Genomic DNA, 13,758 nt, shown 5'->3' with positions numbered 1-13,758 from the left:
CGCTTCAGCCGCGCTTGGCGTCGATCGAATAGGCGCCGGCACCCGACGAGGCGAGCACGAGGAAGCCGCCGGCAATGCCGAGGTTTTTCATGAAATTGATCATCTGCATCTGATCGTCCCAGCCGGTGTGGGCGACCAGTGCGGTGGCGACTGTGAAGATCGCCATCACCCAGCCGACGATCCGGGTCTGGAAGCCGACGAGGATGGCGAGGCCGCCAAGCAGTTCGATCAGGCCGACGACGATGGCGGTCACCATCGGCAGCGGCAGGCCGAGGCTGCCGAAATAGCCGGCGGTGCCGGCAATGGCCGTCAGCTTGCCGAAACCGGAAAGCAGGAAGATGACAGAAAGCAGGATGCGGCCGAGCAGGATCGTGCCCGAGGCGCCGGAGGCGGTGCCGGCAAACGAAGTGTTGGTGGACGTGTTGGTGGACATGCGTAACTCTCCAGAAGGGTTTGGCCAAACGACTTGGGATAGCCGTCCAGTTAGCGCATGCCGACTGTTCACCAAAGACGTCGGATTGGTTACGGATTGTTCACCGAGGTAACGTTTTCGCGATCAACTTACCCTGGGTGCGTCATGTCCTCCGGCCGTACCAGCCGCTCATAGTCGGCTTCGCTGACCAGCCCGGTGGCCAGCGCTTCCTCGCGCAGCGTTGTGCCGTTCTTGTGCGCCGCCTTGGCGATCTTGGCGGCGTTGTCGTAGCCGATTGTCGGCGCCAGCGCCGTCACCAGCATCAGCGAACGGTCGAGCGCTGCCTTGATGTTGTCTTCGCGGGCCTCGATGCCGACGACGCAATTGTCGGTGAACGACACCGAAGCGTCGGCCAGCAGCTGTACCGATTGCAGGAAACAATAGGCCATCAGCGGATTGTAGACGTTGAGCTCGAAATGGCCCTGGCTGCCGGCGAAGCTGATCGCCGCGTTGTTGCCGAACACCTGCACGCAAACCTGCGTCATGGCCTCGCATTGGGTCGGATTGACCTTGCCCGGCATGATCGAGGAGCCCGGCTCGTTTTCCGGCAGCGATAATTCGCCTAGGCCCGAACGCGGGCCCGAGCCGAGCAGGCGGATGTCGTTGGCGATCTTGAACAGCGCTGCCGCGCAGGCATTGATGGCGCCGTGCGAGAAGACCATGGAATCATGGGCGGCCAGCGCCTCGAATTTGTTCGGCGCGGTGACGAAATCGATGCCGGTGATTGCGGCGATGCGCGCCGCCACCTTTTCGGCAAAACCGACCGGCGCGTTGAGGCCGGTGCCGACCGCGGTGCCGCCCTGTGCCAATTCCTGCAGACCGGGCAGGGTCATCTCAATGCGCTTGACCGACGAGGCGACCTGCGCCGCGTAGCCCGAGAATTCCTGGCCGAGCGTCAACGGCGTGGCGTCCTGGGTGTGGGTGCGGCCGATCTTGACGATGTGGGCGAAAGCCCTGGTCTTGGCCTCGAGTGCCGCATGCAAATGTCTCAGCGCCGGCAGCAGATCGTGGATGATGCGTTCGGCGCAGGCGATGTGCATGGCCGTAGGATAGGTGTCGTTCGACGACTGGCTCATGTTGACGTGGTCATTGGGATGCACCGGCTTCTTCGACCCCATGACGCCGCCCAAAAGCTCGATCGCCCGGTTGGAAATCACCTCATTGGCGTTCATGTTGGACTGCGTGCCAGAACCGGTCTGCCAGACGACCAGCGGGAAATGCTCGTTCAGCTTGCCGTCGATGACCTCCTGGGAGGCCTCGATAATGGCTTTGCCGATCGCCGGATCGAGCCGCTTCAGCTCCATATTGGCCTCCGCTGCCGCCCGCTTGACGATGCCCAGCGCCCGCACGATCGAGGCCGGCTGTTTCTCCCAGCCGATCTTGAAATTGGCCAGCGAACGCTGCGCCTGCGCGCCCCAATAGCGGTCGGCGGCGACCTCGATGGGACCGAACGTGTCGGTTTCGGTTCTGGTCTCTGGCACGCTCACGAAGTCTCTCCGGTTTGCAATTTGCAAACGGCGTATCGCGTTGCACAAACGCGTTCAAGCGGAGATTGCGGACGATGGGGATGCAAATCGGTTGAAGCAGCGCCTTTTCCTTCTCCCGCAAGGGAGAAAGAAGAGCGCGCGCTCCTCACCCCGCCGTGTACCCTCCGTCGATGGCAAAGATACCGCCGCTGGTCCATGCCGCTTCGTCGCTCGCGAGATAGACCGCGATGCCGGCAAGGTCGCTGGTTCGGCCGATGCGGCCGAGCGGGTAGCTGCGCTCGACATAGGCCTTGAGCTCGGCTTGCGCGGCCTCAGGCAGATTTTCGATCGACCTGCGCCGCATCGCCGTGTCGACCGTGCCGGGCGCGATGGCGTTGACCCTTATACCGCGCGGCCCGAGCTCGAAGGCGAGCGACTTGGTCAGCGAATTGAGCGCGCCCTTCGACAGCGAATAGAGGCTGGACGGCCGCTTCGGGATCATCTTGTGCGCGAAATAGGACGAGATGTTGATCACCGAAGCCGCGCCCGGCGCGAGATGCGGCAACAGCCGCTGAGTGAGGAAGAATACCGCCGTGACGTTGAGTGCGAAGGACTGCTGGAACTGGTCCTCGCTGACGGTTTCGAACGGCACCAGGAACGCTACGCCTGCATTGTTGACGAGGATATCGACAGGCGGGCCGCGTTTGACATGCTCGACCACGGCATCGATGCCGGCACTGGCCGACAGGTCGGCCGACAGCGTTTCGACATTATCCCCGAGCTGCTTGCGGGCGGCCTCGAGTTTTTTGCCGTCGCGGCCGACGATCAGCACGTCCGCGCCTTCGCGCAAAAACGCCTCGGCGATTGCCAGCCCGATCCCGTCCGAGCCGCCGGTGACCAGTGCCCGTTTGCCGCCTAGTCTCATCCAACACTCCCGCGCATTGCCGTCTTGTCTGGTAAGGAGAGCAGCGCCGTCGCCGATTGTCGTCAAGCCGCCGGCCTATCTCACAGTATGAACTTCGGCTGTCGGGCACGATGGTCTATTCGGCAGCGGCTGCACCGCGCCGAACAGCCAGCCGCGTAGCGACGAAATCCTTGACCTGATGAATGGCCTGTTCACGCGTGACGCTGCCGGGCTGCAGGCCAAGCCGCAACCACAGCCCGTCGATCAGGGCGGTGACGCCGAAAGCGATCTCGTCAGCATCGCGCGCCGGCGCCAGACCGCGCAGGCCGGATAGCAGGTTGGAGCGCATGCGCGCATGGATCACCTTCTGGATGCGAGCCAGCTTTTCGTCGCGCGGCACCTCCGCGCAAAGCGAAAGCCAGGCATGGCAGAGGGACGGCTGGAAAAGATGCGGCTCGAAATTGCCTTCAATGATGGCGTCCATCCGTTGCATTGGCGTGCGCGCCTGTCTCAGCCGCTCGACCACCGCATGACGCAGCACCAGGTTCGATTCCCGCATGGCGTGCTCGAACAGTTCCCGCTTGCTGCTGAAATAGTGCAGCACGATGCCCTTCGACGCGCCGGCCTGTGCCGCCACTTTTTCGATGGTCGCGCCAGCTATGCCTTCGCGCTGAAGCACGGCAAAGGCAGCTTGCCGCAGCTCTTTGCGGCGTATGTCGCTGAGACGCTTGAGTTTCACGGGCCGGATCCATGCATCGAAAACCGACGTTGACATTTTCGTCCGTCGAGATCAAGAATTAACCAGCGGGACAATATAAAAACCGAGTGGTCAACACTGTTGATGAAATGAGGAGAACCGAAATGCTTCGTAGCCTTGGAATGGGCGCCTCGCTGTGCGTCCTGCTGGCTAGCCAGCCGGCCTTTGCGGCTGAACCCGAGCAATGCAAGGTCGTGCGCATGGCCGAGCCTGGATGGAACGACCTTGCCTTCACCACCGGCGTCACCAGCGTCTTGCTCGATGCGCTCGGCTACAAGCCGGCAAGCTCGCTTCTGGGCATCAACGTCATCTATGAATCCTTGAAGAACAATGATTTGGACGTGTTCCTTGGCTATTGGGATCCGGCGATGATCACCTACTACGGGCCCTATAAGAAGGACGGCTCGGTAGACGATGTGCGCGTCAATCTCGTCGGCGCCAAATACACCTTTGCCGTACCGACTTACGTCTGGGAGGCCGGTGTCAAGGATTTTGCCGACCTGCAAAAGTTCGCAGACAAGTTCGGCAGGAAGATGTACGGCATCGAGCCGGGCTCCAACCAGCTGATGATGGACGCCATCGCTGATAAGTCGCTCGGCCTCGATGGCTGGCAGGTCGTCGAATCGAGTGAAGCCGGCATGCTTTCCGAGGTCGGCTACGAGATCAAGGAAAGGCGCTTCATCGTCTTCCAGGGCTGGGCGCCGCATCCAATGAACACGATGTACGACTTCAGATATCTGAGCGGCGGCGACAAGTTCTACGGCCCCAACTTCGGCGCCGCGACGGTGACGACGCAGGTGCGCAAGGGCTATCTGCAGCAGTGCCCGAATGTCGGGCAGTTGCTGAAGAACCTCGCCTTCGATATCGATTTCGAAAATCTCGGCATGGGCTATCTCATCAACGACGGCATGAAGCCGGAGGAAGCCGGCCTGAAGGCGATCAAGGAGAATCCGGATAGGCTCGGCGCCTGGCTTGCCGGTGTCACCACATTCGATGGCAAGCCCGCGCTCGATGCAGTCAAGCAGCAGCTCGGCCTGTGATATCGGCCGATCAGGCGGGCTGGAACGGCCGCAAGCGCAGGGTCGGTCCCGGCTGCGCTGAAACGGCCTGCGTCGAAATCGACGGTCAGGAGCCCGCGCTGGTGCTGGTGCACGGCTTCTCCGACACGAGCCGCAGCTTCTCCTTGCTGGCGCCGCATCTCGCCGGGCGCCGGCTTGTCATGCCAGACCTGCGCGGGCATGGCGCCTCGCCGGCCGGCACACGCGGCTTCGCCCCGGCGGATTTCGCGGAAGACGTGGCGGGTTTGATCGAGCAATTGCGGCTCGAGCGGCCGGTTCTGGTCGGGCATTCCCTGGGCAGTATGGTGGCGATCGAGGCAGCCGCGCGCTACCCCGAGATGATCGGCGGCCTGGTGCTGATGGCCGGAACGCTGCGGCCGCAGATCGGTGAGGACCACCCGATGACCATTGGTGTGCGGGCGCTTCGAGATCCGATATCGCCGGCCGATCCGTTCTATGACTATTGGCATGCCTGCGAGGCCGAGGTTCCAGCGGACTTCCTGACCATGACTGCGGAGGAGGCGTCAGCCATGCCGGCGGCACTTTGGCGCGCAATCCTGGAGCAGGTTCGGCGCATCGATCTGACCGACAAGGCGCGCACGCTGCGCCTGCCGGCGCTTGTCATTGCTGGCGGGCGCGACGTTCTCTTCGACGAAACGCACCAACGGCGGCTCCTCGAAGAAATCCCTGCCGCCAAGCTCGTGAGCGCGGCGCGATGCGGGCATAATTCGCATTGGGAGGATCCGGCATTGGTTGCGGCAGCCATCGCCCGATATTTCAAGGTCTGGAATGAAGCCGACCTCGAAGCGACCGGCAATCCGGGCTGAGAGCAGTCATGAATCTTTCCGAATACGTGGCGTTGGATGCCGTCGCCCTGGCCGGGCATGTTCGCTCGGGCGAATTATCGCCTATCGAGGTCGTCGAGGCGGCTATCGAGGCGATCGAAAGCATCAATCCCGCCATCAATGCCGTGACACTAATCGATGCGGACCGGGCGCTTTCCGCCGCGGCAAGCTGCAACCGGCAAGCCGCACTCGCCGGCATTCCCTTCCTGGTCAAGGACACCGGCGTCAATGTACGGGAGTGGCCGACGACGCACTCGTCGCTCTACTTCAAGGACGCCGAGCCGAAGCCCGACAGCGAGATCGTCCGGCGCTGGCGGGCCGCCGGTCTGATCTTGCTGGGAAAGACAAACACGCCGGAATTTGCCAACGACTTCGTGACCGAGCCCAGCTTTCGCGGCCCCACCTTGAACCCCTGGGATCTTTCGCTGACGGCGGGCGGTTCGAGCGGTGGTGCTGCTGCCGCGGTGGCAAGCGGCATGGTGGCGGTCGCCCACGGTTCCGATATCGGCGGCTCGATCCGGGTGCCGGCTGTCTGTTGCGGCGTGTTCGGCATGAAGCCGTCGCGCGGGCTCACGCCTGTCGGGCCTGGTCGAGGTCAGGTCGGCGCCGGGCTCTACGCCGAGAACGTCCTGTCCCGCACCGTTCGGGACAGCGCCGCCATGCTGGACATGACTGCCGGTCCAGAACAAGGAGCGCCTTACTCCGTGTCGAAATCGGTGCCGTCCTACCTGGACTGGCTGTCTTCCGCCGGCGAGCGTCTACGCGTCGCGTGCCTGGCGCACCGGCCGGATGGCACGCCGGTCGCGTCCGAGATTGGGGAAAAATTCCAGGAAGCCATAATCCTCCTCGAGGATATGGGGCACGAGGTCACAGAGGCGCGTTTCCCGCGGGAAGCCAGCGCCGGAGCGGACTGGAGCATCTTCTGGATGTCGGAGGTTGCGCGGCTGGTTGACGAGCGCGCCGATGAGATCGGGCGGATGCCGGCGGCTGGCGAAATCGAAGGCCTGACTCGTCACGCGCTCGACTGTTTTCGGCGGTCTTCGGCCGCCGACTATCTGAGGGCGCAAGACCACGTGCACAGCGCTTCGCTGGCGATGGCGAGAGCCTTCGATGCGTTCGACCTGATCATGACGCCGACCACGGCCGACCTGCCACCCCGGCTTGGCGCCATCCATGGCGATGGTGCTGTCTTCGATTACGAGGCTTGGGCGAGCCGGGCCTACGGCTTTGCGCCTTTCACGGAAATCTTCAATGTCACCGGCCAACCGGCCGCCAGCCTGCCGCTGTTCCAGTCGAAAGGCGGCCTGCCGATTGGCATCCAGCTTATTGGCCGCAAGAACGAGGATCACCGGCTGCTTCGCGTTTCCCTTGACCTGGAGCAGGCAACCGCATGGACGGCGCGTTATCAGGTGATCCATGCCAGGCATTTTCAGGCGTGAACCAGATGAGGGGACTCCGGCGGATATAGGCGCTTCAACGGCGTTGGTCATACCGGCGCCCGAGCAGCGATCGCGCCGTCGGCGCCAGGCGCAGAACCTCCACGGGCCTGGCCAATTCCCGCTGCGCGGCCTGCTCGAATGCCTGCCATTCCGGGGAGGCAGCCAAGGCTGCCTCGTGGCGAGCGTGCGCTTCGGCGCTGTCGAAACCCGTGATGCTGATGAAGACGTTTTCGCCGGCCCGCACCGGCAGCCGCGGAAAGCTGTTTTCGGCATGCTCGGTGACGAAGGCGGCGAGCGGCCTTGCGCCAAGTGCGGCAAGCACCGGAAGAGCCCCGGTCTGGAAATCCCTGGCGAAGCCGGCTTCCAGGCCCGGCCGCAAATGATGAATCCTGATGACAACAATTGCCTGCAAATCATTGCTTACGGTTGGTTTTTCGAAATCCGGTGTGGCTGCCCGTTGCGATCCCGAGAGGTCTAGGCCGGCGCTCGGCCAGGCCGGCTTCAGCAGCAGCACGTCGTCGGATGAGATCATCGTGGCGTTGGCGGCGTCGCGCCAGGCAGCCCAGACCGGCCCGTCATAGAAGGCGGTCAGAGCGTTTTTCCGCGCTTCCATACCGTCGAAGCCGCGCAGCCAGACGAACATATCCGGCCGGTCGAGATCGCGGAACTGGCCGATGATGGTCATCCCCGCCGTTTCCTGGCCCTCGATCAGCTGATTGTCGAAGACGCCGATCAGCGTCTCGCGCCGGCCGGGTTTCAGCGTGTATTGCCGGAGTTCGACAACGGGCGAGGCGAGCAGATCGGATTTAGATTCGGCGTTCAAAGGCAGGTTCATCGCTGGATCTCCAAAACAGGACAGTCATCCTGTTTATAAAACAGACCGGTTGTCCTGTTTTGTCAATCTGCTATCGTCTGAAGATGTCAGCAGAGATAACCGCTCGCCCAAAGTCGCGGGCTCAAAAACGCACCAACGACCCCGAAGGCATGCGCAAAAAGTTGCTCGATGTCGCCGAGGAGGCGTTTCAGGCACGCGGCTATCACGCCTCCAGCATGGGCGACCTGATGGCGACGGCGGGCGTCACCGGCGGCGCGCTGCACCACCATTTCCCAACCAAGAAGGCGCTGGCGCTTGCAGTGATCGAGGAGCGGGTCGCCGCCGCGGTAGAAGAGACATGGATCGCACCGGTGCGGGAGGCTCCCTCAGCGCGCGAGGGCGTGCGCTCCGTGTTCGCGGCCGTCGCGGCGGAGCTGGAGCGGCAGGGTTTCGTGCGCGGCTGCCCGCTTAACAACCTGGCGCATGAGCTGTCGCTTGCCGATCCGGATTTCCGCATTGCCCTTGCCGGCATTTTTTCGACCTGGCGTCAGGCGATCGCCGACAAGATCAGCGCCGACCAGCAGGCGGGCCGGGAGCTGGGCACCGATCCGCAGCGCTTTGCAGCGTTAGCCGTCGCCAGCTATTCCGGCGCCATGTCGATGGCCAAGACCGCACAGGACGCAAGCGTGCTGCGCGACTGCCTGATGGCGTTGGAGCAGGGAGTTATGTCGTCCAAAACAGGAACGAGGCGACGTAGCAGGATACTGCACAGAGCCCTCTGACGCCGGCAGGACAGAGGCGCCCTGTCGCTGATGTCACGACCAAGGCGGGAAGGCCGAGCTCCTAATTCGGCAGCGGCTTGATCAGCTCGTAGCCGACCACGCTTTCGGCACTGGTGCCCTCGTCATAGCGCCTGGCCACAACTGCCTGCAGGTCGGGTGCGTAGAGCGCGGTAAACTCGTCCCGCGTCTCGCCGGCCTCGCTCCTGATCGTCTGCTTGACCGCGAGCACGGAGTATTTGCAATCACCCAGGCTGACCGTCTCCTTGCCCTTGACGTTGATCTCCAGCGTCTCGGTGCCCTTCGGCGGCTTGTTCGGTGCGAGACGGGCAAATACGATCTTGCTCTTAGCCCCCGCCTTCAGCGGGAACACCTTCCTGAGATCGGAAAACGGGATCATCGCCAGCTGCCCCGTGCTGCTGTCGCGAAACACTTCGATCAGCCCGCCGAACAGGTACTGCGACTGCGGCGATTGCGACTGGTATTTGTTGGCCACGGCAACCATTCCGCCCGCCGCCGGACGAAATTCGCTGTGGATGCCGGGCCTTTCGAGAATGAAGCCGGCCTTGGCCGATTTGGCGTCGATGCACTCGGAGGCATGCGCTGCGCTCGTCATCGCCAGAATGGCCATTGTCATGCCGATGGATGCAGTGTTCATGGCGTCCTCCTCTGCCCGCGCAAGTTGAATGCCGAAAGCAATGCCAGACCTGAGAGAACGTGTCGACACACTTTGCGAGCAACTGGACTGCCGGTCCGCGTCGTGCTGAATTTTAGCGCATGATGCATCGCATTTCCGCCCGACCGGTCTCCCGGCGCAGCTTCCTGATGAAGGCAGCGGGCCTTGCCGCGGCCGGCGCCGTTTCGCGCCCGGCCTTCGGCCAGACCGGGCAGCGCATTCCGCCGATCGACGCCACCTTCTTGTTTATCGCTGATGTCCATGCCTGCCGCATGGCGAACGGATTGAGCCCGCATTGCGAGCAGGAGGGCAAGACCGACGCTGCCTTGCTGCGCAATGTCGCCGCACTCAACGGCGTCGGTGACCGGCAATGGCCGGCTGAGATCGATGGCGTTGCCACCGGCCTGCGCTCGACGGGCAACATCGGCACACCGCTCGGCCTCGTCGTTGGCGGCGACATCACCGACGACGGCGGCGGCCAGATCACCCAGCCCAGCGAGGGCACGCAGCTGCTTCAGTTCAGCCAGCGCTACCAGCAAGGCGTCGGCCCCGACCGCGTGCACATGCCGGTCTATGTCGGCCTCGGCAACCACGACCTCGACCAGAACGGCCCGCGCTCTCATGTCGACTGGTATCGCCGCGAAATGCGCGACCACGTCGAGGTCAACCACCGCCCCGGCGTGTTCTTCAAGCCGCCTGCGCCGGCGACCGACTACGACGTCGAGACCGACTGCTATTCATGGGATTGGGGCGGCTTGCATCTTGTCCAGACGCACCGTTTTGCCGGCGATACCGGTCATGGCGCCGCCAGCAGCCTGCCATGGCTGAAGCAGGACCTGGCGACTTATGCCGGCGACGGCCGCCCGGTCATCCTGTTCCAGCATTACGGCTGGGATACTTTTTCGATCGAAAGATGGGACGCCGCCGAGAAAACCTTCGACGACGGCGGCACGGGTCCGCCGCACTGGTGGAGCGAAGCCGACAGGCAGGCGCTGCTGGCTGTGCTGAAGGGTTACAACGTCGTCGGCATCTTCCATGGCCACCAGCACGCGACGCCGATGATCTACCACCGTGACGGGCTCGATATGTTCAAGCCGAAGGCTGCCTTCATGGGCGGCTTTGCGTTGGCGCGGGTGAGCGAAAACAGCATGGATGTGGTGCTGGGCGAAGCCGCCGGAGATCATGGCGAGGTCACGTTCACCAATGCGTACAGCAAAAGCCTGATTTTCTGACGGGCAGGAGAGGACGCAAAAAAGGCGGCCGAGCCGCCTTTTCCTGGTTTGCGAAGGGCTGGCGTCAAAGCGCCTTCTTCACCTTGTCCTTCACGTCGCCGTAAGCCTTCTGCATCTTGCCGGTCGCCTTGTCGACGTTGCCTTCGGCCTCGGCGCGCTTGTTGCCGGTGGCCTTGCCGGCGGCCTGCTTGACCGAGCCCTTGGCTTGCTTGGCAACGCCGGCAACCTGATCCTTGTTCACCATCTCGCATCTCCTGAACCGTTCGCCTGGAGAAACGGTCGCGGATCGCTTAGGTTCCGGGTTCGGCCGGTCGAGTTGGGATAGCTTCCGGCCGCGAAGCCGACAGGATAGGGTGCACCAGAACGCCCGAACAGACAGGGCCGGAGGGACAATGGCTGAATTCACGCTCTTCATCGGCAACAAATGCTTCTCGTCCTGGTCGCTGAGGCCATGGCTGGCGATGAAGCATCTGGAGATCCCGTTCGAGGAAGGTTTTGTGCGCCTGCGCACGGCCAAGTGCCGGTGCTGAACCATCGGCTGCCGAACGGCGAGGTCCGGATCGTCTGGGAAACCCTTGCCATCCTTGAATATCTCGCCGAGCTGTTTCCCGAGAAAAAGCTCTGGCCGGCCGATATCGGCGCCCGCGCGCTGGCCCGCTCGGCGGCAACAGAGATGCATTCCGGCTTTCGCGAGGTCCGCTATGGCTGGCCGACGAATTTGCGCCGGCCGAAAGGCCACAAGCCGCTCGACGCCGAAGGTGAGGCGCAACGGGCGCGCATCGAGGATCTGTGGCGGCAATGCCGCGAAAAATACGGCAAAGGCGGGCCGTTTCTGTTTGGCCATTTCACCGCGGCCGACGCCAGGTACGCGCCGGTCGTCACCCGCTTCGACACCTATGGCGGCATGTTGGCAACCGATACCCGCGCCTATGTCGACGCCGTGCTTTCGATGCCGGCGATGCGCCACTGGTATGCCGAGGCGGCGAAAGAGCCTTGGCCGGAGCCCGGCCCAGACGAGTAACCAAGCAAAGCCGGTCTTCCACTTCGCGCCCCGCGGCCTATCTGAAGATCGGGCAGGGGCTTTGGAGACTTCACCATGATAGCTGTTTCTTCCGCACTGGCCGGCAAGGTCGCTCTCGTCACCGGCGCTTCATCGGGCATCGGCGAGGCAACCGCTGTGGCGCTGGCCGCCGCCGGGGCAAAGGTGGCGATTGCCGCACGCCGCGCCGATCGGCTCGAAGCGCTGGCCGCGCGTATCGAAAAGGCCGGCGGCACGGCGCTCCGCATCGAGGCCGACGTCACCAGCAACGACGATGTCAGCGCCATGGTCGACAAGGTTGTCGCCGAATGGAGCCGCCTCGACATCCTCGTCAACAATGCCGGGGTGATGCTTCTGTCGCCGGCCGCCGAGGCGGTGCTCGACGACTGGCGCCGCATGGTCGAGATCAACCTGCTGGCGCTGATGGGCGTCACCAAAGCGGCGCTGCCGCATCTGAGGGCCGCCAAAGGTCACATCGTCAATGTCTCGTCGGTCGCCGGCCGTGTCGCCAATCCGGGCGCCAGCGGCTACGCGGCAACCAAGTTCGGCGTCGTCGGCTTTTCCGAATCGCTGCGCCGCGAAGTCTATGCCGATAAGGTTCGCGTCACCGTCATCGAGCCCGGCCTGGTGCGCACCGAGCTCGGCGACCATATCACCAACCCGGCGGCGAAGGCCGGGCTCGACCAGCGGCTCGCCGCCATGAAGGCGCTGACCGTCGAGGACATCGCCGCGGCCCATTCTCTACGCAGTGAGCCAGCCGGCACACGTCAACGTCAACGAGATCGTTATCCGCCCGACCGACCAGGAACGGTGAACGGCGTCAGATCTTTTCGCTACGCTTCGAATCCCGCCCGCAGGAAATCGCCACACTCCTCGACCAGCCGCGACGGGTCCCTCGCGAGATAGACCCCGAAATCCGCCATCGGCGCCGGCGGCAGGTTGAAGCGTCCGTTGAGGCTTTGGCAGTCGGGCGGTAGTCCTTCCTGCAGCAGAAGCCCGATGCCAAGCCCGGCCCTCAGCGCCGAGATCAGTGTCGCGAAGGTCGACACGCGGCAGCCGATCTTCCAGCCGATCCCGGCCTCGGCGAGCGAAGCCAGCATTCTGTCCTGCCAGGAGCAGGCGCCTTCGAAGATGATTAGCGGAAGCTCGACCTCGTCATCGATCTCGATCATGCGGCTTGCCGCCCAGACCAGCTGTCGTGACAGATGGCCTCGCGGCGCCATTGTGAAGCGCGCCGGATCGGCCATGACGATGTCGCATTTTCCTTCGCCCAGCGACTTGCTGAGATCGGTGCTGCTGGCTGATGTCAGCTCGATCTCCACGGAAGGATGCCGGCGGCGGAAGTCGGCAATGATCAACGGCAGCCGCGTCACCGCCAAATCCTCGACGATGCCCAGCCGGACACGGCCGACCAGCCTGCGGCCTTCTATCTCGCGCCTGGCATCGTCGCCGATCGCGATGGCCTTGCGGGCGAAGGCGAGCAGGATCTCGCCGGCCTCGGTCAGCGTCACGCCGCGCGGCGAACGGCGCAGCAGCTCGGCGCCGACTTCACCCTCGAGGCGCTGAAGCTGCATACTCACCGCCGCTTGGGTGCGGGCAAGCCGATCGGCCGCCCGGCTCATCGTTCCCGTATCGGCCACGGTGACGAAGGCGCGCAGCAGCCTGACGTCGATATCTTCAGTCATAAGAATTCCTGATAGCTGTGTCAGCACTATCAGGCTATCCGAAAGCCCGATCTGAATTCAAGGTCCGCTCGCACGAACGGAAACAGGAGCAGCCACCTTGTCCTACAGAAGAAGATTTGAGGAGTTCGGTGTCGCTTGGCCATCGCTCGAGCGGCCTGCTTTGCCGTTCTCGCCGACGGTTCGGGTCGCCGACATCGTCTATGTCTCCGGTCAGATTCCCGAGATCGCGCAGGAGATCGCCGCGATCGGCCAGGTCGGCAGAGAGATCGATCTGGCTGCTGCGCAGAACGCCGCCCGGCTCTGCGCGGCCAACATCGTCTATTGGCTGGACAAGGAACTGGACGGCAATCTCGACCGTGTCGTGAAATTCGCCAAGCTGACCGTCTATGTGAATGCGGCGGCCGGCTTTTCGGCCTATTCGGAGGTCTGCAACGGAGCATCCGAATTTCTGCTCCATGTTTTCGGCGAGCGTGGCGAGCACGCCCGCTGCTCGCTCGGCATGGCCGGCTTGCCGGCCAATGTTCCGGTCGAAGCCGACGCTATCGTGCATGTCCGCTAGGGAAGTCGCCCGAAATGGGCAGTGAAACCAGGA

The 13,758-nt window shown here is 63.5% G+C and carries 15 protein-coding genes and 1 pseudogene; 8 read left to right on the top strand and 8 right to left on the bottom strand.

Annotated elements, in window-relative coordinates; all coding sequences use genetic code 11:
• Positions 1–4 precede the first annotated feature (4 nt).
• The 4 genes from NKH13_RS06165 to betI all read right to left on the bottom strand — a co-directional run bounded on the left by NKH13_RS06165 (position 5) and on the right by betI (position 3,581).
• Positions 5–433, bottom strand: a complete 429-nt coding sequence (locus tag NKH13_RS06165; RefSeq protein ID WP_352911306.1) for a DoxX family protein — start codon at positions 431–433, stop codon at positions 5–7.
• A gap of 128 nt (positions 434–561) precedes the next feature.
• A complete protein-coding gene (fumC, locus tag NKH13_RS06160) occupies positions 562–1,959 on the bottom strand; it encodes a class II fumarate hydratase (RefSeq protein ID WP_352911303.1) in 1,398 nt (465 codons plus the stop codon).
• A 145-nt stretch (positions 1,960–2,104) separates the two neighbouring features.
• On the bottom strand, positions 2,105–2,863 hold the full coding sequence (locus tag NKH13_RS06155; protein ID WP_352911301.1) for an SDR family NAD(P)-dependent oxidoreductase: 759 nt from the start codon (positions 2,861–2,863) through the stop codon (positions 2,105–2,107).
• A gap of 115 nt (positions 2,864–2,978) precedes the next feature.
• On the bottom strand, positions 2,979–3,581 hold the full coding sequence (gene betI, locus NKH13_RS06150) for a choline-binding transcriptional repressor BetI (protein WP_502908325.1): 603 nt from the start codon (positions 3,579–3,581) through the stop codon (positions 2,979–2,981).
• Between the two features lie 122 nt (positions 3,582–3,703).
• Here betI and choX point away from each other — a divergent pair, with 122 nt between their 5' ends.
• From choX to NKH13_RS06135, 3 genes are read left to right on the top strand one after another with little or no spacing between them, the layout of a single operon-like run.
• Entirely contained in the window at positions 3,704–4,639 is a 936-nt protein-coding gene (gene choX / locus NKH13_RS06145; protein ID WP_352911297.1) for a choline ABC transporter substrate-binding protein, read from the top strand.
• A complete protein-coding gene (locus NKH13_RS06140; protein ID WP_352911295.1) occupies positions 4,636–5,484 on the top strand; it encodes an alpha/beta fold hydrolase in 849 nt (282 codons plus the stop codon). Before choX ends, NKH13_RS06140 begins: the two co-directional genes overlap by 4 nt.
• Positions 5,485–5,492: 8 nt before the next feature.
• Positions 5,493–6,941: an amidase gene (locus tag NKH13_RS06135; RefSeq protein ID WP_352911293.1), complete on the top strand. Its 1,449-nt coding sequence runs from the start codon at positions 5,493–5,495 to the stop codon at positions 6,939–6,941.
• Between the two features lie 34 nt (positions 6,942–6,975).
• On the opposite strand, the gene NKH13_RS06130 is transcribed toward NKH13_RS06135, so the two are convergent.
• The gene (locus NKH13_RS06130) at positions 6,976–7,776 is read right to left on the bottom strand and encodes an NIPSNAP family protein (RefSeq protein WP_352911290.1); all 801 of its coding nucleotides are present in this window, start codon (positions 7,774–7,776) and stop codon (positions 6,976–6,978) included.
• A gap of 149 nt (positions 7,777–7,925) precedes the next feature.
• Between NKH13_RS06130 and NKH13_RS06125 the strand changes: the two genes are divergently transcribed.
• Positions 7,926–8,537: a TetR/AcrR family transcriptional regulator gene (locus NKH13_RS06125; protein ID WP_352911288.1), complete on the top strand. Its 612-nt coding sequence runs from the start codon at positions 7,926–7,928 to the stop codon at positions 8,535–8,537.
• A 61-nt stretch (positions 8,538–8,598) separates the two neighbouring features.
• Here NKH13_RS06125 and NKH13_RS06120 read toward each other — a convergent pair whose 3' ends face one another.
• On the bottom strand, positions 8,599–9,192 hold the full coding sequence (locus NKH13_RS06120; RefSeq protein WP_352911286.1) for a hypothetical protein: 594 nt from the start codon (positions 9,190–9,192) through the stop codon (positions 8,599–8,601).
• A 119-nt stretch (positions 9,193–9,311) separates the two neighbouring features.
• On the opposite strand from NKH13_RS06120, the gene NKH13_RS06115 reads away from it, so the two are divergent.
• Positions 9,312–10,442 carry a metallophosphoesterase gene (locus NKH13_RS06115; RefSeq protein ID WP_352911283.1) on the top strand — a complete coding sequence of 377 codons (1,131 nt, stop codon included), beginning with the start codon at positions 9,312–9,314 and terminating at the stop codon, positions 10,440–10,442.
• A gap of 64 nt (positions 10,443–10,506) precedes the next feature.
• Here NKH13_RS06115 and NKH13_RS06110 read toward each other — a convergent pair whose 3' ends face one another.
• The gene (locus NKH13_RS06110; RefSeq protein WP_352911281.1) at positions 10,507–10,686 is read right to left on the bottom strand and encodes a CsbD family protein; all 180 of its coding nucleotides are present in this window, start codon (positions 10,684–10,686) and stop codon (positions 10,507–10,509) included.
• A gap of 148 nt (positions 10,687–10,834) precedes the next feature.
• Here NKH13_RS06110 and NKH13_RS06105 point away from each other — a divergent pair.
• Both NKH13_RS06105 and NKH13_RS06100 read left to right on the top strand, forming a co-directional pair.
• A pseudogene (locus NKH13_RS06105) lies at positions 10,835–11,463 on the top strand (glutathione S-transferase).
• A 75-nt stretch (positions 11,464–11,538) separates the two neighbouring features.
• Positions 11,539–12,387 (top strand): SDR family NAD(P)-dependent oxidoreductase, encoded by an 849-nt coding sequence (locus NKH13_RS06100; RefSeq protein WP_352911280.1) that lies wholly within the window; start codon positions 11,539–11,541, stop codon positions 12,385–12,387.
• Here the strand turns inward: NKH13_RS06100 and NKH13_RS06095 are convergent.
• On the bottom strand, positions 12,315–13,166 hold the full coding sequence (locus NKH13_RS06095) for a LysR family transcriptional regulator (RefSeq protein WP_352911278.1): 852 nt from the start codon (positions 13,164–13,166) through the stop codon (positions 12,315–12,317). The two genes, NKH13_RS06100 and NKH13_RS06095, sit on opposite strands and share 73 nt — an antisense overlap.
• A gap of 97 nt (positions 13,167–13,263) precedes the next feature.
• Between NKH13_RS06095 and NKH13_RS06090 the strand changes: the two genes are divergently transcribed.
• Positions 13,264–13,725: a RidA family protein gene (locus NKH13_RS06090; protein ID WP_352911275.1), complete on the top strand. Its 462-nt coding sequence runs from the start codon at positions 13,264–13,266 to the stop codon at positions 13,723–13,725.
• Positions 13,726–13,758: the final 33 nt, after the last annotated feature.

This window comes from Mesorhizobium sp. M1348 (genome assembly GCF_040317925.1).
Lineage (GTDB): Bacteria > Pseudomonadota > Alphaproteobacteria > Rhizobiales > Rhizobiaceae > Mesorhizobium.
Note: the sequence above shows the minus strand (reverse complement) of the source record. Positions and strands in the feature narration are given on the sequence as shown.

What these genes read in the sequence shown, in the direction of transcription:
- NKH13_RS06120 (WP_352911286.1), bottom strand. Translation starts at nt 9,192, where the DNA reads ATGAACACTGCATCCATCGGCATGACAATGGCCATTCTGGCGATGACG.
- NKH13_RS06100 (WP_352911280.1), top strand. Translation starts at nt 11,539, where the DNA reads ATGATAGCTGTTTCTTCCGCACTGGCCGGCAAGGTCGCTCTCGTCACC.
- choX (WP_352911297.1), top strand. Translation starts at nt 3,704, where the DNA reads ATGCTTCGTAGCCTTGGAATGGGCGCCTCGCTGTGCGTCCTGCTGGCT.
- NKH13_RS06155 (WP_352911301.1), bottom strand. Translation starts at nt 2,863, where the DNA reads ATGAGACTAGGCGGCAAACGGGCACTGGTCACCGGCGGCTCGGACGGG.
- NKH13_RS06110 (WP_352911281.1), bottom strand. Translation starts at nt 10,686, where the DNA reads ATGGTGAACAAGGATCAGGTTGCCGGCGTTGCCAAGCAAGCCAAGGGC.
- NKH13_RS06135 (WP_352911293.1), top strand. Translation starts at nt 5,493, where the DNA reads ATGAATCTTTCCGAATACGTGGCGTTGGATGCCGTCGCCCTGGCCGGG.
- NKH13_RS06095 (WP_352911278.1), bottom strand. Translation starts at nt 13,166, where the DNA reads ATGACTGAAGATATCGACGTCAGGCTGCTGCGCGCCTTCGTCACCGTG.
- NKH13_RS06130 (WP_352911290.1), bottom strand. Translation starts at nt 7,776, where the DNA reads ATGAACCTGCCTTTGAACGCCGAATCTAAATCCGATCTGCTCGCCTCG.
- NKH13_RS06165 (WP_352911306.1), bottom strand. Translation starts at nt 433, where the DNA reads ATGTCCACCAACACGTCCACCAACACTTCGTTTGCCGGCACCGCCTCC.
- NKH13_RS06125 (WP_352911288.1), top strand. Translation starts at nt 7,926, where the DNA reads ATGCGCAAAAAGTTGCTCGATGTCGCCGAGGAGGCGTTTCAGGCACGC.
- NKH13_RS06115 (WP_352911283.1), top strand. Translation starts at nt 9,312, where the DNA reads ATGATGCATCGCATTTCCGCCCGACCGGTCTCCCGGCGCAGCTTCCTG.